The organism is Parachlamydia sp., from assembly GCF_050255895.1.
Lineage (GTDB): Bacteria > Chlamydiota > Chlamydiia > Chlamydiales > Parachlamydiaceae > Parachlamydia > Parachlamydia acanthamoebae.
In genome coordinates this window covers 41,162-62,329 of sequence record NZ_JBFWIR010000006.1, presented here as the reverse complement: position 1 = coordinate 62,329, position 21,168 = coordinate 41,162, and the positions used below count along the sequence as shown (strand labels likewise).

The following is a 21,168-nucleotide window of genomic DNA, read 5'->3' as shown; positions in this document are numbered from 1 at the left end:
TTAGGAAAATCTATTAATACGAATGGGGGAACGTTATTATTTGGCCTCAACCGCCTGACTCTTTTTCCTGATGCTCTTATTCGATGTGCGAGATTTAAAGGAATTACAAAAGAAAAAATTATAGACAGCCAGGAAATCACATCTAGCTTACCTTTTGCAATAGGAGAGGTCTTAGCATTTATTGAAAAAAATACATCAATTGAAAGCGTTATTGGTAAAATCCATCGTCAAGATATTCCAGAATATCCTCCTTTAGCATTACGTGAAGCTGTAATAAATGCAGTTCTTCATTCTGACTATTCTATAAAAGGGTGTTATATACAAATTGCAATTTTTGATGATCGAATTGAATTTACAAATCCTGGAGGACTGCCTTTTGGGCAAACTATTCAAAAAGCGCTAATGGGTTTTTCAAAACTACGTAATCGTGTAATAGGTCGAGTATTTAAAGAATTAAAGCTAATCGAGCAATGGGGATCTGGATTACAAAGAATAATTGCAGTTTGTGAAAAGGAGGGGCTAAACATCCCTTTAATTGAAGAACATAACAATCAATTTCGACTGACTCTATATGGAAAACGTACTCAGCAACGTCAGCTATTAACATGGGAAGAAGTCCTTATTGATCATTTGAAAGAAAAGCAGTCAATAACAACGAAAGAGGCTGCGAGGATTTGGAATGTATCTGATAGGACAGCAAGAACTAGATTAAAAGTTATGATTGAATCAGGTCGAATTCAAAGGATAGCAACCTCGGAAAAGGATCCTTTTGCAATGTTTATTATAAGGAAATAAAAGAATATGGTAGGCGGTAAGGATTCGTGTAAATACTCGCATAGAAACGAAAAAGTGAAGAGATCGCATTATACGCATATTAATAAAATATTTAATTATTGCGAAAGCTGACTAAGTCGGATTTTACTTGTAGAGTATAACTTCTTTTTATTCGATTTTTTATCCTGATTCGAATAATGCATTATTCAAGATATTTTTGAAAGCATGCTTTCAAGAAATTCTTTATCTTGCATTACTTTATTATTTAATAATTGTAATCTCAATTTCTCTACAGGAGAAAAGCTGTCGGGTTGGCTAGCATCATGAGAGGATAAAAGTAATAGGATTTGTTTGCATCCTGAGTGTATTTTTTCCACTGTTTCATTCAACTTTTCTAAGTATTTTGGCCGTATAGCACCAGAATTGGCAATTTTACTTTTCACTTCCGTTATATCTTCATGGACTTTAGATTGAATATTTTGAATCGATTGTTGAAATTGAACAGAAGGTGTAAACATAATAATCTCCTATGGTTTTTATAAAACAATGTACTTTGTATAAGTTATACATCATTTATCAATAAAATTGTTAAAAAAACTCGACTTTGTACAATTTTGAGCGAGAATTTTTCGATCATGCTGTGATAGATACTTCCTAGCAGATGCCGCAGCAGGGCGAGAGTCATAAAAAACACACTAAGAACCTATTTAAAATCTTTTTGATTGTGGATAAGAATTGCTTTCAAAACTTTTTGGAGGCAACAATGACCACTCTTATCCAAGTGATATTTCTAGAGAACAATTTGATAAAATCAAGCCAATGCTAGAGCCTATCCGAAAGAAAACTCATCCCAGAAGCATAGATCTTTATGATGTCTTTTGTGGAATTTTATATATTTTGAAAAGTAGTTGTAGTAGTGTATGTTACCCAAAGAGTACCCTAAATAGGAACTATGCTAAATAAAGAAACCGTAGCAAGGTTTAGTCCCTATCGAACAGGTTTCTTTTTTATAGATAGTACATCGCTCATGTAACGGTCTATTAATTTCGCTAATGTGTGTTTCTTTGCTTCAGTTGTCTTAAAATGTCGTCCTTCACGAATTGCAGCTTCCGTTTGTTGTATCCTTCATTCGGTATCCGTTTTTCGTTTAAAGGATGCATGCTGAGGGGGCAGTCCTTGAACATGGAAATGTGTTTTTCCATCTTTATCTTTTCTTTTCTTGATTGACGCCATGTTTGTGTCCTTTTCAGTTAGCTAAGTTGTTCAAAAAAACAACCTAGGTGATTTACATTCTCTTGGGTGTTAATCATTAGTTGTCTCGTACGTGTTAAGCATAAATGTGGAACAGATTGAAGGTTTCCCCAATTTTTCCCCACTAAAATAGAAACTTACCAATAAACGATAACGCTTAATGATTTTGTGATTTATTGTTTTGTGTTGTGGGGATATGGGGGAGAAATGGGGTAAAACCCCATAAAAACAAAAAAGCACTTAGAGATTTCTCTCTAAGTGCCTGTATCTCAAGACTCCGGATGCTAGATTCGAACTAGCGACCAATGGATTAACAGTCCACTGCTCTACCGCTGAGCTAATCCGGAACATTTAAGAAGTCATAATCTTATGAAATTGGCTATTTTATTGCAAATGCTTTTGTGTTTTTTTTCTTTTTTTTCTTATTTTGCCTTTTCTAGTTGCTTGTGGAGGCTCTTGATTATGTCTTCTTTCGTTTTTTTGGAAGGCGGTGCTAATTTTGTGTATGTATCGAGGACTTTAGCTCCTGGGAGTAAATCTTTAGCATCTACAGCTTCTTTTTCTTTTCCAGATTCAATTTGCGCAATAGGTTTACTTAATGCGTCTTTTGAGACAATAATTTCTCGCTTAACACCTCTGTAACCCATAAGCTCCGGAAGGTCATCATCTCCTAATTTTTCAGGATTTCTTAGTTCAAAGGCTGTTATAAATGTAATGTGGATTTGATTGTTTTTTTCCGTTATGGAATAGTGCTTTTCTAATCCTGAAACCAAGCAATTATCATTTTTCATTACTGTTTCAAGTATATCTTTTAGCATGGCCTGTGTCATTAGGTTCTGAGTATTTTTTACTACTTCAGGATCGCTTCCTAGATATTTTGACAGGCTTTGCATGACATTGGATATAAGTGCTTTAAGATCCGTTTTTGTTCCACTAATTTCGAAACGCTCTGAACCTACTTTAAGAGAGTTCATCCGAGCAATATCTTTTCCAAATTGTTGTTGGAATGTTCCGTATGAAAACTCTGTCAGGTCATTACTGTGATCAACCCCTTGCAAATTTTCGGCTGCGGCCTTTAAACCTTCCTGAGAAGGTGTGGGCTTAAAGGGTCGTATGGATTGTGTTTTAGCTACGGGTTCTGTATGTTTTGAAGCGTCTACTTCCGCTTTTTTTTCAGATGAAACTTTTTTATTTTGAAGGTCTTTTGAATCTGCGGCGGGCTTATGTCCAAAAATTTTATTCTTTGTTAAAAAATTAACGATTTTTTTTGTTACATGAAAATCGCCCTTAAAGAATTTCTTAATATTGGCTTTAATTTTTGTCCATCTAGAGGGATCTACAGTCGCTTTCGATATTTGAGAAAGTGCTTCTTCTCCTGTAGCGCTGACGCGTTCTTTTGCTTTAGGAGCTTCTCCCTGATGAGATCCTATCTTAACATCTGATTTTTCGACTTGTTCTTGCTTTGGGCCCTGATAAATACGATTTGATTGCCAATTTCCTTGATTCACCTCCATAACTGCTCTCCTCTTTTTTTATTATCCATTTTTTATTATATCATTTATTTTGTTTTAATAAAAATTGAACTAAAGTTTTATTTTTTATAAAATAGGCAAACTAATGGAGAAAAAGTTTATGAAATATTTGTATTTATTTGTTATAAGTCTTGCTCTTGGCATCTTTTTACATGGCAGAGACGGAGAGACTGAGGGGGAAAATCCAAGGAGCACATTCGAAATCAAGGTAGGGGAAGAATTTTTAGAGATCCTAGCTAATCCAGATTCCATCAAATTTGGCAAGGTGCTTCCCACTGGATTTGCTATGGGGGGAAGTGGTCAAGAATATTTGTCAGAAGAACCTTTAATATCACTTTCTTCTTCACAAATAGCACAGATTCAGAATCTTTTGCTTTCTCCGAAGAATTTTATCGTGGAGAAAACAAAATCGGGATTATTCTTACCTGAATACGTCCTTTATTTTAAAAAAGAAGAGAAAACCTTAACAGTATTAGTGAGTTCCTTTATCAATCAAATCCGAATTGAGGGTGTTCAGTCCAGCGTTGTATTGGATTTTGATCCTATGCAAGATGAGATGAAAGCCTGCCTCGATTATTTTAAATCATTGTAATAAAAGAAGATTTTATGCGTATACCTAACATTCTCATTGCCTTAGCTCTGATTTTTAGTGTCCAATCAGAGGCAGCGGATTTACATGCAATTGTAGTTGCTGACACGATTGCTTCAAATATTAGCAAATCTGTGGAAATGGATTTAAAAAAAATGGAAGCGGAGATTTATAAAATTTCCCGACATGCGAATCTCCCTATTCAAAAGCACTTTATTGCTGGAAAAGAAATCACCTCAGCAGAGATTTTAACGACAATCCAAAACTTATCTGTTAGCGATGATGATGTTATCTTATTCTACTTTTCAGGACATGGTTATCGCACAAAAAAGAAAGAAAGTCCTTGGCCAAATCTTTATATCACCCATGAGAATAAAGGGATCGATTTTGATTTGATTGTCAGTGAGCTCGAAAATAAATGCCCACGGTTAATGATTGTTTTCGCAGATGTTTGTAATAACATTGTTCCTGATATGTTTGCTCCACCTTTAGCAGCAAGAAGTATGGCCATGATGGGACAGCGAGCAATTACGGCTGATGCTTATTTAGCCTTGTTTCGCGAGTGCCGAGGAAAAATCCTATTAGCTGGAGCCAAGACGGGGGAATTTGCATGGTGTACATTGGATGGAGCGCTTTTTACGGATGCCTGGATTCAAAGCATTGAGGACGAGGCTAAAAAAGGCCCTGAAGCTTGTTGGGAATCTATCATTGAGCAAGCGATTCTTAAGATCCAAGTCGATCAAAATCCTTACTTCCAAATTGAGATTGAAGCAAATGAAAAGAGCCCGTAAAAACGGGCTCTTGATTTTTTAGGCTTTAAGGATTTGGATTAATAATCCATTCCTGCTGGCATTGCTGGCGCTGCTTTTTCCTCAGGAATCTCAACAACAGTTGCTTCTGTTGTCAGCAAGAGAGCGGCGATCGAAACGGCATTTTCCAATGCACAACGCGCGACTTTCTTAGGATCTAAGATTCCAGATTCAAACATGTCAACATATTCACCTGTCAAAGCATTGTAGCCTTCTGTGACTGGACGGCTTTCCACTTCTTGCAAGATAATTGAGCCTTCTTGTCCTGCATTTTCTGCAATTTGACGAAGAGGGGCTGAAAGGGCACGTGCAATAATGAGAACGCCTGTTTTTTCATCGCCCTCAAGTGTTGTCGCAAGTCTGTTAAGAGCTGGGATACAACGAATAAATGCGACGCCACCACCAGGAAGAATCCCTTCTTCAATCGCTGCTGCTGTTGCATGTTGGGCATCGTCTACACGGTCTTTTTTCTCTTTCATTTCGACTTCAGTTGCTGCTCCAACGCGAATCACGCCAACGCCGCCTGCAAGTTTTGCAAGACGTTCTTGTAATTTTTCACGATCGTAGTCAGATTCTGTTTCTTCGATTTGACGTTTAATTTGCGCAACACGATCGCGGAGACGCTCTTTATCGCCTTGTCCTTCGATTAATGTTGTGTCATCTTTTTTAACGATCACTTTTTTCGCTTTTCCAAGCATTTCGATTGTTGCTTGTTCAAGCTTCATTCCAAGTTCTTCGCTAATGACTTGCGCACCTGTCAAAATAGCCAAATCTTCCAAAATAGCTTTGCGTCTGTCACCGAATCCAGGAGCTTTAACTGCACAAACTTTAAGACCAGCTCTTAAGCGGTTAACAACGAGTGTTGCTAAAGCTTCACCTTCAACATCTTCTGCGATAATCAAAAGCGGTCTGCCACTTTCTGCAACTGTTTGCAAGAGAGGAATTAACTCTTTTACAACCGAAATTTTCTTCTCGTAGATTAAGATGTACGGATTTTCAAGGATACACTCTTGTGTTTCTGGATTTGTCATAAAATAAGCGGACAAATAACCACGGTCAAAGTTCATTCCTTTTACGACATCCAATGTTGTTTCAAAGCCTTTGGCTTCTTCCACTGTGATCGTACCATCTTTTCCAACTTTTTCCATCGCATCTGCAATGATTTGTCCAATTTCTGCATCATTGTTTGCGGAAATTGTTGCGACTTGAGCGATCTCATGTTGGTTTTTAATGGGTTTGCTGAGCGCTTCTAATTCTTTAGCAATTGTTTTAACCGCTTTTTCCATTCCACGCTTAAGATCCATGGGATTGGCTCCAGCTGCGACATTGCGAAGGCCTTCACTGAAGATTGCTTCTGCTAGGACCGTCGCTGTCGTTGTTCCATCTCCAGCTTTATCTGCAGTTTTGCTGGCGACTTCTTTGACCATTTGAGCGCCCATGTTTTCGTGCTTGTCTTCTAATTCGATTTCTTTGGCAACTGTCACACCGTCTTTTGTGATGTGAGGAGCGCCATAAGCTTTATCAATGATGACATTGCGTCCTTTGGGTCCGAGAGTGACTTTAACAGCACTTGCTAAAGTACGGACTCCTTTTAAAATATTTTGACGCGCATCTTCTTTAAATTTGATGTTCTTTGCAGCCATAATCATGCTCCTTAAAGATCTTTTAGTAGTTGTCTCTTAATTTTGGATGATAGCAATCAAGTCATCTCCACGGACGATAACATATTCTTGATCGCCAAGAGTCACTTCTTGACCTGAGTATTTTTCCATTAGAACAATATCTCCAATTTTTACTGGAGGAGGAATCAGATTGCCGTCTTTATCTTTTTTTCCTGTGCCAATAGCGACGACTTCTGCTTGTTCTTGTTTTTTCTTTGCAGTGTCTGGAAGAATGATTCCACCTTTGAGCTTTTCTTCTGCTTCTAGGCGACGAACTAAAACACGGTCGCCAAGCGGCTTAAGTGTGTTTTTAGCTTGAGTCGCTTTCAATTCTTCTGTTTGAGCCATAGGGTTTCTCCTTAGTTTAGGTTTACATCTCGCAAGCAAGGCCTGCAGGCTTATCGAAATCAAAAGATATATCGCTCTGCCAATTTTTTTGCAAGCCTTTTTAGCAGATTCTTAATTTGACTGCTAAGAAAACAAAAGTTGCTCTAATAATTTCACGTATTCATCAAATTTATGTATAGCAGATTTTACAGGCTTAGGGGTTTGCATATCGACGCCGGCTGCTTGTAACATTTCAATTGGATACCCACTCGACCCGCCTTTTAAGAATTGCAGATAGGCTTCGCGGGCAGGCTCTCCTTCTGTGACGACTTTATCTGCCAAAGCTAGAGCTGCACTAATTCCTGTGGCATACTGGAAAACATAGAAATTGTAGTAGAAATGGGGGATGCGAGCCCACTCAATTTCTGCTTCTGTGTGGATCGCTGTTTCGTTTCCAAAATATTTTTCATTTAATTTGCGATATTCTTGCTTCAAAGTTGCGGGCGTGAGGGGGGTATTATTTTCTGCCATCTCATGAATCAAAAGCTCAAATTCGGCAAACATGGTTTGGCGGAATAAGGTTGAGCGAATATCCTCGATTTTCTGATTGATTAAATAGATTTTTTCCTCTTTTGTCTTAGCACGCTCAAAAAGCAGCCGAATGAGAAGGTCTTCATTAAATGTTGAAGCAACTTCTGCCAAGAAGATAGGATAATCGCTGTAGTGATAGGGCTGTGTGGTACGAGAAAGAAGACTATGCATGCTATGGCCAGCCTCATGTGCCAATGTAAAGACATCGCGCAAGAGGTCTTTGTAGTTCATGAGAATGTAGGGCATGCTGCCATAGCATCCACTTGAATAGGCTCCCGATCTTTTGTTTTTGTTTTCATAGCGATCAACCCAACGCTCCTCCTTCAACCCCTTGCGTAGAAGGTTTTGGTATTCGGATCCAAGAGGAGCCACAGAATCGATGATCAATTCTTCAGCTTCTGAATAAGGAATTTTCATTTCCACTTCTTGAATGAGAGGAACGTACATATCATATAAATGCAAAGTGTCGAGCCCTAAAACACGGCGCCGTAAATGCATATAGCGATGAAGAGAGGGAAGCTCTTCATTCACCGCTTGAATAAGAGCTGTATAAACTTTTGTATCAATATTTTTGGGGAATAGAGCAGCATCTAAGCAAGTCGGATAGTGATGAGCCTGCGCATTAAATAAATGATTCTGCACAGCCCCTTGTAATAACTCGGTCAGAGAATTTTCATATTTGAGGTATTTGCCGTGCAATTGATTAAACGCATTTTTTCGAAGAACTTGATCGTGTTCCCTTAAATAAATGCCATAGGTTCCATGCGTTAAAGGTCTTTGCTCGCCTTTGCTGTCTGTCACGAGACCAAAATCGAAATCTGCATCATTGAGAGCATTGAAAGCTTTATAAGGTGTTTCCATTGCTTTGCCGGCCATGGCGCATAGAGCTTCTGATTCTGATGAAAGTGTGTGTGCTTTTTTTCTTAAAATTTTCTCCAGAAAAAATTTGTAGGGCGCCAAAGCGGGAGCATGTAAAAACATGTCGAGTTTTTCTATGTTTTGGGATAGGAGCTCAGGCTCAATCCATGCAGTGGCTTGATTAAAATCGTGTAAAATTCCTGTGATTTTCGTGTACCCAATCTTATGTTGATCGTTAGTAATATCTTCATCATTTCTCAAATGCGCATACGTATACAATTTAGAGAGCTTTTCATCATGCGCAAAAAGAATATCGAGGGCCGATTTTAATGTTTCTGGACTTTCTGTTAAGCGCCCTTTAAAAGCTTCTATGTCAGGCCATGATGGGCGGGGGTTTTCACCGATAGTTTCGATAAAAATGTTCTGCCAACTTTGAAAGGATGGATAAAGAGCCTCCACATTCCAACAGTCTTTAGGGTCGACTAAATTTCTTGGTTTAACAGTCATAATATAATTCTCCATGTGCTATACTTGTTGGTGGATGAAAGAGATGGATTCAAAAACTTGAAGGTAACAACTTTTTCAAAAGGTTAGCTTAAGAGGACTTTTATACTGAATTTAATGGAATTTTGACTACAAAAAGCTTGAATATTGAATTTTGAAAAAAAATCATTTGCAAGTAAATAGTGTGTCGATTTATCCATATACCGCAAGTGAAATTTTCCTGTTCTGCAAAACATTAGGAGGAAAAATGTCGATACAAAGCCCTATGGAAAGATGCAAGGCTAAAGGAATTTTTGTCGTTCGAAATGAACGAGGGCTTCATACACGCCCTTCAACTGAAATTGTGAAGTGTGCTGCTGCCTTTAAATCCGATGTTCGGCTAACCTATCAAAAAACGGAGGTGAACGCTAAGTCTCTTCTAGGAATTTTGATGCTAGCTGCAACGCGTGGATCGCGTATTTCCGTTACAGCGACTGGCGATGATGCTCAGCAAGCTGTTGAGACACTTTTAGATCTCGCACGTAACAAATTTAATATCAATTATTAGATAAATTAGGGGCTTCGTCATTATTTTAGTATGATTGATATGACCCCTTCTTTTTATTCTTCAATCGCAATTGTTTTTTCCAGAACTTCTCGTGTGCAATAGACGGGAACGTTGTTCATGAGAGCTAATGTGATGCAATCACTTGGGCGGGCGTCGATCTCTAAAATATGGCGAAGGTTTCCAATTGTTTGCTCAAGGAATAAACGTGCAAAATACACTGTATCCTGCAAATCCGTGATGACAACCTGCAAAATTTTAACGTCCAGTCCTTGTAAAATGGAGTCGATCAAATCATGGGTAAGAGGACGCGCCTTTTCCAATCCAGTTAAATACATCTGTAAATTGCGTCCGGTGGTTGGATCTGTGTAAATGGCAAATTTTTTCTGATCACTTCCCAAAATCACGACCGTATACGAGCGAGTTTGCATAATTTTATCAAAAGATAGAGGGACAAGTTCAGAATGCATGGGCTTCCTTCAGCTACTCAGATTAAATTCGCATTTTAGTCAGGGGCTTTTTTTTGTCACGAACGAATTTCAACACGTCCGTCCGGAAATCCAATCAAAACACGGCCAGCTAATCCAAAGAAAAAACCTGTTTCAACAACTCCTGGAATGGCTCGAATTTGTTGGTTTTCTTTTTCTGGAGTTAAGCAAGGCTTCGGCAGTGAAATATCAAAAATGTAATTCCCGTTATCCGAGACATAAGGGATCCCGCCTTTTTCGCGCAACTTTCCTGTATATCCAAGTGCGTTTAATTTTTTGATGGTTGCTTGATAGGCAAATGTTACCATCTCTACGGGAAGCGGAAAGGAACCAAATTGCTCAACGACTTTAGAAGAGTCAACAATGACAACCATTTCTTTGCTGATGGAAGCCAAAATTTTTTCACGTAGTAATGCCCCGCCTCCTCCTTTAATCATTCTTTTTTGTGGGTCGATTTGATCTGCACCATCGACAGTTATATCTAAATAAGTGACCTGATCTGTCTGAAGTAGAGGAATTTTTTGTTCTCGTGCTAGAGTCGCAGAGCGTTCAGATGAAGCAAGCGCTTGAATTCGTAGTCCTTCTTGACATCGTTTTCCTAGGGCTTCAATAAAGCAATGAGTGGTCGTGCCAGTTCCTAATCCGACTAACATTCCTGATTCTATAAACTGCGCAGCTGTTCGACCAGCCGCTTCTTTTGCGAGAGAAATAGCATTTGACATTTTGGAGAAACCCTTATTAAATAGATCATCAAAATACTTTAAATGGCTGATATAACCCGATTTTGGAATGATTATGATTACATTACAAGAATTATCTAAATACCTAGAGACTCTGTTACATATCCCTGGTTTGATGGATAATTGCCCTAATGGACTACAGGTAGAAGGTGATGAAAAGATTAATCGCATTGGTGTAGCGGTTTCTGCAAGTTTAGAAACGATACAGCAAGCCATAGATGCAAGTTGTCAGGCCTTAATTGTTCACCATGGACTCTTTTGGAATCGAGATGAATTTCCAATTGTTGGGACTAAACACAAAAAGATTGCCCTTCTTTTAAAACATGGCCTTTCTCTTTTTGCTTATCATTTACCTCTTGATGCCCATATGGAATTTGGAAATAACTGGAAAGCGGCGCAAGATTTAGAGTGGATGGATTTAAAACCGTTTGGTTTTTTCAATAAAATTCCGATTGGCGTGCAGGGGAAAATTGCTCCGCAGAAAAGAGGTGTTTTTCAAGAGAAATTAGAGCACTACTATGGGCATGCAGCCCATGTTGCTCTTGGGGGAAAGGAGATTGTAGAATCCGTAGGATTGATTTCCGGAGGCGCATATCGCTCTATTGTGGACGCTGCTTCTGAAAAGTTGGATTGCTTTATTACGGGAAGCTTTGATGAACCAACCTGGCATCAAGCCTATGAAGAAAAGGTTAATTTTTTTGGTCTGGGACACTCTGCAACAGAGAGAATTGGACCGCGCGCCTTGGGTGTGCATTTAAAACAAAAATTTTCAATAGATACGCTCTTTATTGATGTCTTAAATCCTTTTTAAGGATGATTATATGACTATTTTTATTTCTTCTCGAATTTAAGAGCTCTCTTACGGTTGTTTGCAATAGATTTGAGTTCTCAAGCAAAAACATTGCCGAACGCCATAGATCGCACTATTTTTTCAAAAAGGTATCCAGGTTTTATAAGGGCGTGTCTCTTTCGTTCTTTTACGCCTCTATTTTCTCGTGTTCAGACTTGAATGTCTAAAAAACGTGAGATGATCCAGTTTGTAAAACTGGCATAATGGAAAAATTCTTATTCTTTCTCGGTGAGCTTACATCGCATGAAGTGATTCCCCTGCTTGTTATGGGGAATAATCCATGAAAGGAATCCTCACAGGTCATTGAGGATATTTCCAAAAAACGGGAAAAGACCTCACAAGAGGCTGATAAGATGAAAGATTTGATCAAAATATTGGCTAAATGCTTTGTCTGCTAAAAAAAAAGTGAGCCACTGATTGAGGATTTAAAAAGCTTTCGTAGCATATATGTGAGTGGTTTTTCCGATCCCAATTTTTTCTGTTGGTTAAAGAAATGATTTTCTGTTCTGAAATAAAGGAGTATTTTATACTCTAGTTCGTCGAGCATGTTTTTATGTAGACTACGCCGTTCAACCTAAAAGGCCTATAAATGGTCTTTAATAGATAATAATTAAAATTTTATGTAGGGAAACGGAAAAATTAGCTGTAGATTATTGACAGAAAATCACTTAACAATACAGAATACCTCCATTCAGATCTACCTAAAGCAGTTCATCGTTTTAAAATCCATATTAGGAATTTGTCATGCAAAATGTCATAGATATTCTTCAAGAGCGGGGCTTCATCGAAGCCATGATAAGCAACAACCTTAAAGAAATTACCTCAACACCTTTAAAGGTCTATTGTGGATTTGATCCTACAGCGGAAAGTTTGCATTTGGGCAATATGGTTGCAATTATGGGCTTGGCATGGTTTCAGCGCTGCGGACATACGCCTATTGCTATCGTAGGGGGAGCTACAGGCATGATTGGAGATCCTTCCGGCCGAAGCAAAGAACGCAATATTCTAGACGATGATAGCATTCAAAAAAATTTGTATGGAATTAGAAAAAATATCGAAGCGGTTTTGAAACATTCCTCAAAAGACGTCGAACTGATCATTCTTAATAATTATGATTGGTTTAAGGGATTTTCGCTTGTTGATTTTTTACGCGATGTTGGAAAGTACTTCCGTGTAGGAACGATGCTTGCTAAAGATAGTGTTAAAATCCGTTTGGAATCCGAAGAGGGTCTCAGTTTTACCGAATTTAGCTATCAGCTATTACAAGGGTACGATTTCTTGCATCTTTATGATCATCACGGGGTAACACTCGAAATGGGTGGGAGTGACCAATGGGGAAACATCACAGCGGGAACGGATCTTGTACGTAAAGTGAGAGGCAAAGCGGTTCATGGATTGACCTTTCCTCTTCTAACACGTAGTGATGGGAAAAAATTTGGAAAATCAGAACAAGGAGCTATCTGGCTATCTTCTGAAATGCTTTCTCCGTACGAATTTTACCAGTATCTATTTCGTGTAGCAGATGCGGATGTGATCAAGTTAATGAAGATCCTGACCTTTATGGAAATGGACGAAATTCGAATCTATGAAAAGATGATGACTCAAAGCGATTATGTTGCCAACACCGCTCAGCGTAAACTTGCTGAAGAAGTTACACGCATTGTGCATGGTGAAGAAGGGCTTCGCATTGCGCTCAAAGTCACAGAAGGAGCTGCACCTGGTGCAGCAACCGCCTTAGATGCAGAAGTCTTAAATAATTTAGCAGATGATATGCCAAATTATACTGTTTCTATGGAAAATATTCTGAATCGTCGTTTAGTTGATGTTGTCAGCGAAATTACTCCTGAACGCAGCAAAGGCGATTTAAGAAAGTTGATTAAAAATGGAGGCGTTTATCTTAATAATCTTAGGATTGAAGAAGAAAATTATATTTTAACGCCAAAAGCTTTAATTGATGGCAATCTTATGTTGATTGCCTTCGGTAAAAAAAATAAAATACTTGTTCGAGTTTCTCAATCTTCCGAGAAGATTGACTGATCTTGGAGAACGTTCTGTTTAAAAAAAACAGATTATAAAAAAATATTATTGAAACGAAATTCTTGTTTCGTATGATAGAGAAATTCATGACCTTGGACATTCAAGCCGAATGGCCTGAGTTCATCGAGTGGGAGCGTAGCACTCGTAAGAAACTTCGCTAAAACATTGCTTATACACCTGACGAAGAGTAAACTGAATTTGAAAAATCGCTTGATTGTAAATGAAAGGGATACGAGAATATCAGTGATAATCCAAGCATTAAGCCACAGCCTATAGCAGCTTTATAACTTTAAGGAGTCCTACAGTTATGACAACAACTCTTGCAAAAAAAAGCACGATGACAAAAAAGAAGCTCATCAACTCAATCGCCCAGGAAAAGCAAATTCATCCAAATGATGTAAGAAATGTCATCCAGGCTTTTCTGGACAGAATGACAGAAGCTTTAGCGGAAGGAGAAAGACTCGAATTTCGTGATTTTGGGGTGTTTGAAGTAGTTGAACGTAAACAAAAAATTGGTCGTAATCCTAAAAATGCTGCAGTGCCTATCATTATCCCAGCACGTTCTGCAGTAAAGTTCACTCCAGGTAAAAAAATGCGCAAACTTATCGAAAAATAAGGTTGTCATATCAAAAAGTTGAGCCGTGAAGGCAAATGCAGTTGCTTGAGCCTCATTTGCTCTCTTTTGAAATTCTATGGAGTAATACGGGTGTTGAATAACGACAGATCTCTTTGCAATCTGTCCAAAGATCCGTAATAAGAAAATCGTGTTAAGAATGGTATGCGTGTAATATTGATAAAGCCCCTGTAATGACAAATTTAGATTTAAAAAATTTACAAGCAGAACAGTGCAAAGACTTGTACCATTCTTCACTAAGAACCTCGCTTATCTATGCGACTCTCAATTCCCAATTTTTTGATTTTGGGAATATTCATCATTTTGATGATTTGCTTACATCTATTGAAGATTATGAAAACCCCTTCAAAATAATATCTGAAGGGCACCAACTCTTCACACTCGCTTTGATCGGCATTCTAAATAAAGACTGCCCTCCGCCTTATTCCATCTGGTTGCAAGAAAAGATTGAAAATTTTCGTCAAATCAAAGTTTGGGAAGAATTTCAATTGGCAACTGCTCTCAAATCGGTTCTGGGTGCTTTAATAGGGGAGCCAGTTATTCTTCCAAAGCCCTCGCAGCTTAAAAGTGGAGCCGCTTTTTTGGAATGGAAAGGATTATGGAGCTGGGGGAAAACCACACATGGTCGTTTTCACGCAGACTTGGGATTCTTTTGGGCTATTTTGGGTCATTTAAAACAAGAGCCTTCTTTAATAGAAGCAGCTCAATATATTGCTAAATGGCACTTAAATACACTCAACCCTGATTATTCTCCTATACGCGGTCTTTTTGTTCTCGAAGAAAATGCCTCGCTTAAACATCATTTAATTTCGAATTATCTTTTATTTCAGGCGATTGCCGTTTTAACCGATGATTCAAATTTCGGATTAGTCGCCGCTCGGCAACTGGATTATTTGCAAGAGTATGTTCCTGAAGGATTGCCGGATGATCTCCTGCTTGTTCATATGTATCTAAGTCAAATTGGAAACGTGAGTCCTTCAGAAGCATTTTCGCTAGATCCTTGGGTTTTTGATCAGGAAGTTGGGTTAATTGGATGTCGCTCAGCAAAAAATACTGTCTTATGTGCAGGCAATGGAGGGCAAACAGGGCTGGGCTATATCAAGCAAGCTCAAGTTGAAATTGTCAATTATGGTCCACAATTTTTTCCTCTGGGGGATTGCCAAGGATTCGGAGTAGAAGGATCTCGCTTTCAGTCTAATTTACCTGCTTGGAAAATGAATCTTTCTGAAAATGGCTTTAGAATTAAAAGTACCTTGCGTTTGACCCCGCAGCAAATGGACATGCAGTCTTTGCCTAATTTCCGAAACGGACTTTCTAGCAAGGTTTGGGCTGAAGTTGAACAAAGCTTTGCCATGCAAGAAAATACATTATCTATTTCCGCTAATTTTGTCTCACTTGACCAAGTGCATGAATTGGCATTCGTTTTCTTTGTATCCGCTGAAAGTTGTTCGGTAGAAGAAGGGGCAACTCTTTATCCGAAAACCTTTGCGCATTATCGGGGAACTAGTGAATTGATTCAATTGAAGAAGGGAGACTCTATTCTTCTCATTGAGACACCATCTGTAAAAGGGGATGTGGAAGTCATTCCGCTTGCTGGCGAAGATAATTTTTGGGGAGCTGATTTTTTAATCGCTTATCGCGTTGATTCCTCTCAGCAAATATTTCATTGGGATATCCATCTTAACTAGCCAATGACGCTTTTCTTTGCTTGATTTTCCCGTTATTATTTATTTGATTGTTTAATTTAAGTTGTTTTATAGTTAATTATGTTTTTTATAAAATATAAAATATTTAACAGTAAAGCTTGTTATGAAAACGTGTAATGAGCATACGTAGTAAAGGCTGGAAGGAGTAAGAAAACCTTCTTTATGGATCCCGAGGAAACCGACTGAATCGATCAAAAAGATTTTTATTATTAGAATCTTTGAGATAATCTTAAAACTCAATTGGCAAAATTTCTCCGAACTCTTATGATTCTGTTCAGTTTGTGTAAAAAGATCACAGGGAGCAGCAAATGAATTTTCCTAAGCTATTTATCATTATTTCAGTGCTATTATTTGGTTCTATTTTTTTTGCCTCTGTAATAAAGAACTCTAAGAAAAAAACGGGCGATAGCGAATTGGTTGTCCCAGCTGGCGATATTGTTTTAGAACAAGAAGTTAGAGTTCTCGATGAAAATTTATCAAAGCTTTCTTTTCCAGCTGAAATGCCCTTAAAAATGCGCTCAGATTCTGAGCTTCCACATGCTAATCGAATTGCTGAACTATTTAATATCACAGCACCACAGCTGCCTATTGTAGAAACTATTACTTATAAAAGCCGAGTTTCCTGGCAAAAAGGGCGTCCAGCATGGCTATCTGATTATGCAGGGCACTATCACACCTCACGTCACTTTATCGCCCGGAGCTTGAATGGAAAGCCTGATTATTTAAAACAAGATATTGCAGAAGGCGATCGATTTGCTGTGTTTAAAGAAGATCGTCCGCTAGAATTTTACCTTTTAGTCGATTTATCGAGAGCAAAACTCTGGTTTTATTACCACGATCTTGAATCCGATGAGTGTGTTCTTTTAAAAACATACGCGGTGGGATTAGGCCGTCCCGATGCTTCTAAGCCCTCTGGCTCTTTAACCCCGATGGGAAAGTATAAGCTGGGGGATAAGATAGCCATTTACGAGCCTAATAAAATGGGTTATTATCAAGGACAGAAAACAGAATTAATTCGAGTCTTTGGTACCCGATGGATTCCTTTTGAACAAGAAATTGAAGATTGCAGTGCACCAGCCAAAGGATTTGGAATTCATGGCCTTCCTTGGGCTCTAAATGAAAGGGGAGAACTTGTCGAAGTTCGCAGCAGTTTAGGCAAATACGAAAGCGATGGCTGCATTCGTCTTGCCACAGAAGATATAGAAGAAATTTTTGCTATTGTTGTGACTAAACCAACGGTAATTGAGTTAGTCAAGGATTTTTACGAGGCTAAATTGCCTGGTAAAGAATTACATTAAACATCTCATTTAGGAGTGTATTTTTGGACGTTCTACCTCATGAAAAACAAATAAATGAATATATTAAAACAATTGAACATCTGAAAAAACAGAATCAAGATAATCCTTTATTTACAGCAGAAATTCGCAAACTTGAGCAGAAGTTAGAAAAATTAAAAGAGAAGGTCTACTCTGAATTGACACCTTGGCAAAGAATCATGATTTGCCGCCATCCTTCTCGTCCACACACAATTGATTATGTAACTAATATGTGCGAAAGTTTTCAGGAATTGTGTGGAGATCGCACTTTTGGCGAAGATCGAGCCATTATCGGAGGCCTTGCAAAAATTCAAGGTGTAAAATTTGTTCTAATTGGACAGGAAAAAGGTAATGATACTGAAAGTCGTTTGGAACGTAAATTTGGAATGCTAAATCCAGAAGGATTTAGGAAAGCTCTGCGATTAATGCGTATGGCTGAAAAATTTAACTTACCTGTTGTATCTCTTCTGGATACGCAAGGTGCTTATCCCGGTCTAGAGGCTGAAGAACGTGGCCAAGGCTGGGCAATTGCCCAAAATTTACGCGAAATGATGCGTATTGCCACGCCGATTATTGTCGTTGTGATTGGAGAGGGATGCTCCGGGGGGGCCTTAGGGATGGGTGTTGGTGACACAGTGGGAATGCTAGAGCATGCTTATTATTCTGTGATTTCGCCAGAAGGCTGTGCCTCTATTCTATGGAAAGATGCATCAAAGAATGTCGAAGCTGCTTCGGCCTTGAAACTTAACGCAGAAAACTTGCTTCCTCTTCAGGTGATTGATGCGATTATTCCCGAACCTTTAGGGGGAGCACATCATAATCCCGAGGTTGTTTACACAAATATTAAAAAATTTATCATTGATCAATGGCAAATTCTACAGATGATTCCGCCGCCTTTACTTCTTGAACAACGATACCTCAAATTTAGAAAGATGGGACAATTCGCTGTTTAGTTTCCAATTTCTTAGCACAAAACAAAGCCTTTATTAGCATGAGATATTTATTTAAAGCGGCTCTTACAAACCGCAAGCACTTATTTTTAATTATATTCACGATGGTTTCCATGTGTTTAGTGACAATCGCTTCACAATTGGAAATGTTTGCATTAGGTGTGATCACCAAAGGTCCTGCGGGGATAGAATTTTTTGAATTATTTGCTCCTGTGCAGAATGGTCATTTATCGGTGAATGATGAAGTCTCTTTTGAACAAGTGAGGGATCGTTGGCATGAGCTGAGCCCTTCAGATGAAGGGATAACTCGTCAGGTGGCGGAGGATTTTATTCAGCAGCACAAGAAAAAAGATTTGATTTCCAGTGTATTAGGACGACTGAATCAAATTTTCCCGATTTCCAAAAATCTCACAAATCTTGCCTATTTTTTGGTTGTTGTGGCCTTATTTAAAGCATCTACCCTTTTTGCTTATCGTTTTTCTACTCGTATCTTAGCTATTCGGGTGAGTAGAGATTTGCGCCAACAATACTTTGAACATATTCAGTCGCTTCCGATGAGCTTTTATCAACAATACAATAGTGGAAGCTTATCCTCGAGAGTTGTTGGAGATGCTGCCCAAATTGCGGAAGCGCTCAATGCTTGTTTGGTCAATTATGTGCACACGCCCTTTACAATTGTAACGAGTTTATTTCTTTGCTTTTATGCATCATGGAAGCTTTCCCTTATTGTTTTTTTAGGCTTGCCTTTAGTTGTTATTCCGATTGGGTATATTGCCAAGCAAGTGAAGCGGATCTCAAAGCAAATTCAGCAAAACCAAGAACGCTTTGCCTCTGTTTTAATTGATTTTTTAGCAGGAGTGCAAACTGTTAAAATGTTTGCGATGGAAAACTTTTCACTCAGCAAATACCGTGATTTAAATGATCGCATGGCAACGCTTGAACAACGCAGCGCTAAATATGATCTTTCTTCACGACCCGTGATGCATACGATAGCGATGTTTTTTTTGGCGATTACTTTGCTATACGGTCTCTATTTCTTAAAAATGAGTGTTTCAGAAATTATCGTATACTGTGGGCTATTATATCTATTTTATGAGCCAATCAAAAAGTTTGCCGAAGAAAATAGCCATATTCAGAGAGGTCTTGCTGCTGCCGAAAGGATGTTAGAGGTGATGAATATTAAGCCTCATATTGAAGATCAAGAGCACTCAAAAGATTTTTCTGAATTTAAGGACAAGATTGAATTTGATAATGTCTCCTTTCGTTATGGAGAGAGCTGGATTTTAAAAGACCTCTCTTTCACAATTCGCAAAGGGGAATTTGTCGCAATTGTAGGACCAACTGGTGCAGGAAAATCGACAATTGTACAATTGCTTCCACGTTTATACGATCCACAGAAAGGGGAAATTCGTATTGATGGACAACCATTAAACGCTTATACCCAACGCTCATTACGTGAAATGATTGCCTTTGTTCCCCAAAGATCTTTTCTTTTCCTTGATACTATTTCTTCAAATATTGCTTTTGGACGGGGGTTTTCGACTGATCAAATTGAAGAGGCGGCAAAAAAAGCACATGCACATGATTTTATTTGTCAGCTTCCTGAAGGGTACAAAACGGAACTTTGTGAGGCCGGAAAAAATCTCTCAGGTGGACAGCAGCAGCGTCTAGCAATAGCCCGTGCTCTTGTTAAAAGTGCTCCAATCTTGGTGATGGATGAGGCGACTTCTTCTTTGGATATGATGAGTGAATTCCATATCAAGCAAGCGATCCACCGTTTGCGTGGTCAGATGACGCAAATTATTATTGCCCATAGATTGTCTACAATTGAAGATGCGGATCGCATCATTTATTTAGAAAAAGGGCAAAAAATTGCGGAAGGGACAAAAGAGGAACTTTTACAATCGTGTGAGGGATTCCGCGTGTTATGGCAGATGATGCATCGCCAATCCACAGCACAAGCATCTAATCCGCTTGAAGTGCAGCCATAAGTGTTTTGCGGGTTTGTTTATTCGAATACGTTCTTTTAGCAAAGTAAAGTGTCAAATAAATTGGGATCGGAAGAAGTGAAACGCAAGAAAGGACTTTTAAAATAACGATCACAGTGCGTTTCTTCTCTTCTTTTTTAATTTCTTTGATTGTTTTGGCACAATCTTCTTGAAAGATTTTAAATGCCTGATACTCACCTGGGTTTTGAGAAGCATACCCCATTAGGCTGTCTGAAAAACTTTGCAAACCAATCCTGGCACATTTGAGTCGTTTCGAAATACAAATGCGGCTAAAGCGCGACAACTTCATCGGTTTGGTATCAAATAGAGTCACGCGATCATCCACAGCCAAATTATCTAAATCCAAGCCTGTGTAGCCTGTTTTTTTAACAAGTCCACACAGTTGTTTGGAAATCATCTGAATTTCTTCGGGGGATTTGCTATTTAAAGTTGCAATCTTTTCTTTCGGGCTTCCTATTTGAACATATTCTTCAAAGAAAAAATAGTTTTTAGATTGCCCATCTTTAGGTTTAAAAAGGTTATTAGGATAAGAGCAAAGGTATTTTTTTGTGACATTCAATTTGTCAAACTTATGAATGTGGATGATTTTTCTCATCTCCCAAGCTAATACGGCTTGCTTCATAAAACAACCTTCTAAATCAAAAACGACTTTTCCTTGTTTATTTTCCACACCAATAAATTGTTTGTAGAAATTAGGGCGTTGCGTTTTGATGATCCAAGAAGAATTTTCGTTTATGGAAAATATTTTAGTATCTTTTTCTCCGGCAATGTATTTAAAACCCTGTTTTTGGAGTTCGAAATCCGGAGAACATCCATGTTTTACTTGTCCTGTCATAAAGCGATGGATTACTTCATTTATGCGACTTTTGACATAGAGGATAGAAGGCTTTAATTTTTCTGGATAAAGATCGACGATCTGAAAATAGAGAGAACGTTGTATACGAAGCACAAAAGTTCCTTGTCGTGAATGTCACAAAAGCCGCTGTATATATTCTACA

The 21,168-nt window shown here is 38.4% G+C and carries 19 protein-coding genes, 1 tRNA gene and 1 pseudogene; 12 read left to right on the top strand and 9 right to left on the bottom strand.

Annotated features, from left to right (window positions below; translation table 11 throughout):
• Positions 1–795: ATP-binding protein (locus tag AB7E63_RS02170; RefSeq protein WP_428418572.1), on the top strand; the 795-nt coding region annotated here is incomplete at its 5' end.
• A gap of 185 nt (positions 796–980) precedes the next feature.
• Here AB7E63_RS02170 and AB7E63_RS02165 read toward each other — a convergent pair.
• A complete protein-coding gene (locus tag AB7E63_RS02165) occupies positions 981–1,292 on the bottom strand; it encodes a hypothetical protein (protein WP_006340888.1) in 312 nt (103 codons plus the stop codon).
• Between the two features lie 301 nt (positions 1,293–1,593).
• Here AB7E63_RS02165 and AB7E63_RS02160 point away from each other — a divergent pair.
• Positions 1,594–1,718, top strand: a pseudogene (locus AB7E63_RS02160) (IS5/IS1182 family transposase); the annotation flags it as partial.
• Positions 1,719–2,300: 582 nt separating this feature from the next.
• Here AB7E63_RS02160 and AB7E63_RS02155 read toward each other — a convergent pair.
• Positions 2,301–2,372 (bottom strand) — tRNA-Asn (locus AB7E63_RS02155).
• A gap of 75 nt (positions 2,373–2,447) precedes the next feature.
• Complete coding sequence (locus AB7E63_RS02150; protein WP_006340885.1) at positions 2,448–3,539, bottom strand: hypothetical protein; 1,092 nt, start codon at positions 3,537–3,539, stop codon at positions 2,448–2,450.
• A gap of 118 nt (positions 3,540–3,657) precedes the next feature.
• Between AB7E63_RS02150 and AB7E63_RS02145 the strand changes: the two genes are divergently transcribed.
• Positions 3,658–4,149, top strand: coding sequence for a hypothetical protein (locus tag AB7E63_RS02145; RefSeq protein ID WP_100067497.1), 492 nt, complete (start codon positions 3,658–3,660; stop codon positions 4,147–4,149).
• Between the two features lie 14 nt (positions 4,150–4,163).
• The gene (locus AB7E63_RS02140) at positions 4,164–4,937 is read left to right on the top strand and encodes a caspase family protein (protein WP_006340883.1); all 774 of its coding nucleotides are present in this window, start codon (positions 4,164–4,166) and stop codon (positions 4,935–4,937) included.
• Positions 4,938–4,975: 38 nt separating this feature from the next.
• On the opposite strand, the gene groL is transcribed toward AB7E63_RS02140, so the two are convergent.
• From groL to pepF, 3 genes are all read right to left on the bottom strand, one after another.
• Positions 4,976–6,598: a chaperonin GroEL gene (gene groL / locus AB7E63_RS02135; protein WP_013924880.1), complete on the bottom strand. Its 1,623-nt coding sequence runs from the start codon at positions 6,596–6,598 to the stop codon at positions 4,976–4,978.
• Between the two features lie 36 nt (positions 6,599–6,634).
• A complete protein-coding gene (locus tag AB7E63_RS02130; protein ID WP_006340881.1) occupies positions 6,635–6,964 on the bottom strand; it encodes a co-chaperone GroES in 330 nt (109 codons plus the stop codon).
• Between the two features lie 123 nt (positions 6,965–7,087).
• Entirely contained in the window at positions 7,088–8,899 is a 1,812-nt protein-coding gene (pepF, locus tag AB7E63_RS02125; RefSeq protein WP_013924881.1) for an oligoendopeptidase F, read from the bottom strand.
• Between the two features lie 244 nt (positions 8,900–9,143).
• Between pepF and AB7E63_RS02120 the strand changes: the two genes are divergently transcribed.
• Positions 9,144–9,443 carry an HPr family phosphocarrier protein gene (locus AB7E63_RS02120; protein ID WP_013924882.1) on the top strand — a complete coding sequence of 100 codons (300 nt, stop codon included), beginning with the start codon at positions 9,144–9,146 and terminating at the stop codon, positions 9,441–9,443.
• Positions 9,444–9,496: 53 nt separating this feature from the next.
• On the opposite strand, the gene AB7E63_RS02115 is transcribed toward AB7E63_RS02120, so the two are convergent.
• Positions 9,497–9,910: a bifunctional nuclease family protein gene (locus AB7E63_RS02115; protein ID WP_006340876.1), complete on the bottom strand. Its 414-nt coding sequence runs from the start codon at positions 9,908–9,910 to the stop codon at positions 9,497–9,499.
• 56 nt (positions 9,911–9,966) lie between these two features.
• Positions 9,967–10,650, bottom strand: coding sequence for a ribose-5-phosphate isomerase RpiA (gene rpiA / locus AB7E63_RS02110; protein ID WP_006340875.1), 684 nt, complete (start codon positions 10,648–10,650; stop codon positions 9,967–9,969).
• A gap of 76 nt (positions 10,651–10,726) precedes the next feature.
• Between rpiA and AB7E63_RS02105 the strand changes: the two genes are divergently transcribed.
• The 7 genes from AB7E63_RS02105 to AB7E63_RS02075 all read left to right on the top strand — a co-directional run bounded on the left by AB7E63_RS02105 (position 10,727) and on the right by AB7E63_RS02075 (position 20,152).
• Entirely contained in the window at positions 10,727–11,479 is a 753-nt protein-coding gene (locus tag AB7E63_RS02105) for a Nif3-like dinuclear metal center hexameric protein (protein ID WP_036746115.1), read from the top strand.
• 783 nt (positions 11,480–12,262) lie between these two features.
• A complete protein-coding gene (tyrS, locus tag AB7E63_RS02100) occupies positions 12,263–13,555 on the top strand; it encodes a tyrosine--tRNA ligase (protein WP_428418567.1) in 1,293 nt (430 codons plus the stop codon).
• A gap of 307 nt (positions 13,556–13,862) precedes the next feature.
• Positions 13,863–14,171, top strand: a complete 309-nt coding sequence (locus AB7E63_RS02095; protein WP_006340871.1) for an HU family DNA-binding protein — start codon at positions 13,863–13,865, stop codon at positions 14,169–14,171.
• Positions 14,172–14,362: 191 nt separating this feature from the next.
• The gene (locus AB7E63_RS02090) at positions 14,363–15,877 is read left to right on the top strand and encodes a hypothetical protein (RefSeq protein WP_284452642.1); all 1,515 of its coding nucleotides are present in this window, start codon (positions 14,363–14,365) and stop codon (positions 15,875–15,877) included.
• 326 nt (positions 15,878–16,203) lie between these two features.
• Positions 16,204–17,193: a L,D-transpeptidase gene (locus tag AB7E63_RS02085; protein ID WP_284452643.1), complete on the top strand. Its 990-nt coding sequence runs from the start codon at positions 16,204–16,206 to the stop codon at positions 17,191–17,193.
• A 23-nt stretch (positions 17,194–17,216) separates the two neighbouring features.
• Entirely contained in the window at positions 17,217–18,164 is a 948-nt protein-coding gene (locus tag AB7E63_RS02080) for an acetyl-CoA carboxylase carboxyltransferase subunit alpha (protein ID WP_006340868.1), read from the top strand.
• Between the two features lie 38 nt (positions 18,165–18,202).
• Entirely contained in the window at positions 18,203–20,152 is a 1,950-nt protein-coding gene (locus AB7E63_RS02075; RefSeq protein WP_428418564.1) for an ABC transporter ATP-binding protein, read from the top strand.
• On the opposite strand, the gene AB7E63_RS02070 is transcribed toward AB7E63_RS02075, so the two are convergent.
• Positions 20,127–21,119 (bottom strand): hypothetical protein, encoded by a 993-nt coding sequence (locus tag AB7E63_RS02070; protein ID WP_006340866.1) that lies wholly within the window; start codon positions 21,117–21,119, stop codon positions 20,127–20,129. The two genes, AB7E63_RS02075 and AB7E63_RS02070, sit on opposite strands and share 26 nt — an antisense overlap.
• Between the last annotated feature and the right edge of the window lie 49 nt (positions 21,120–21,168).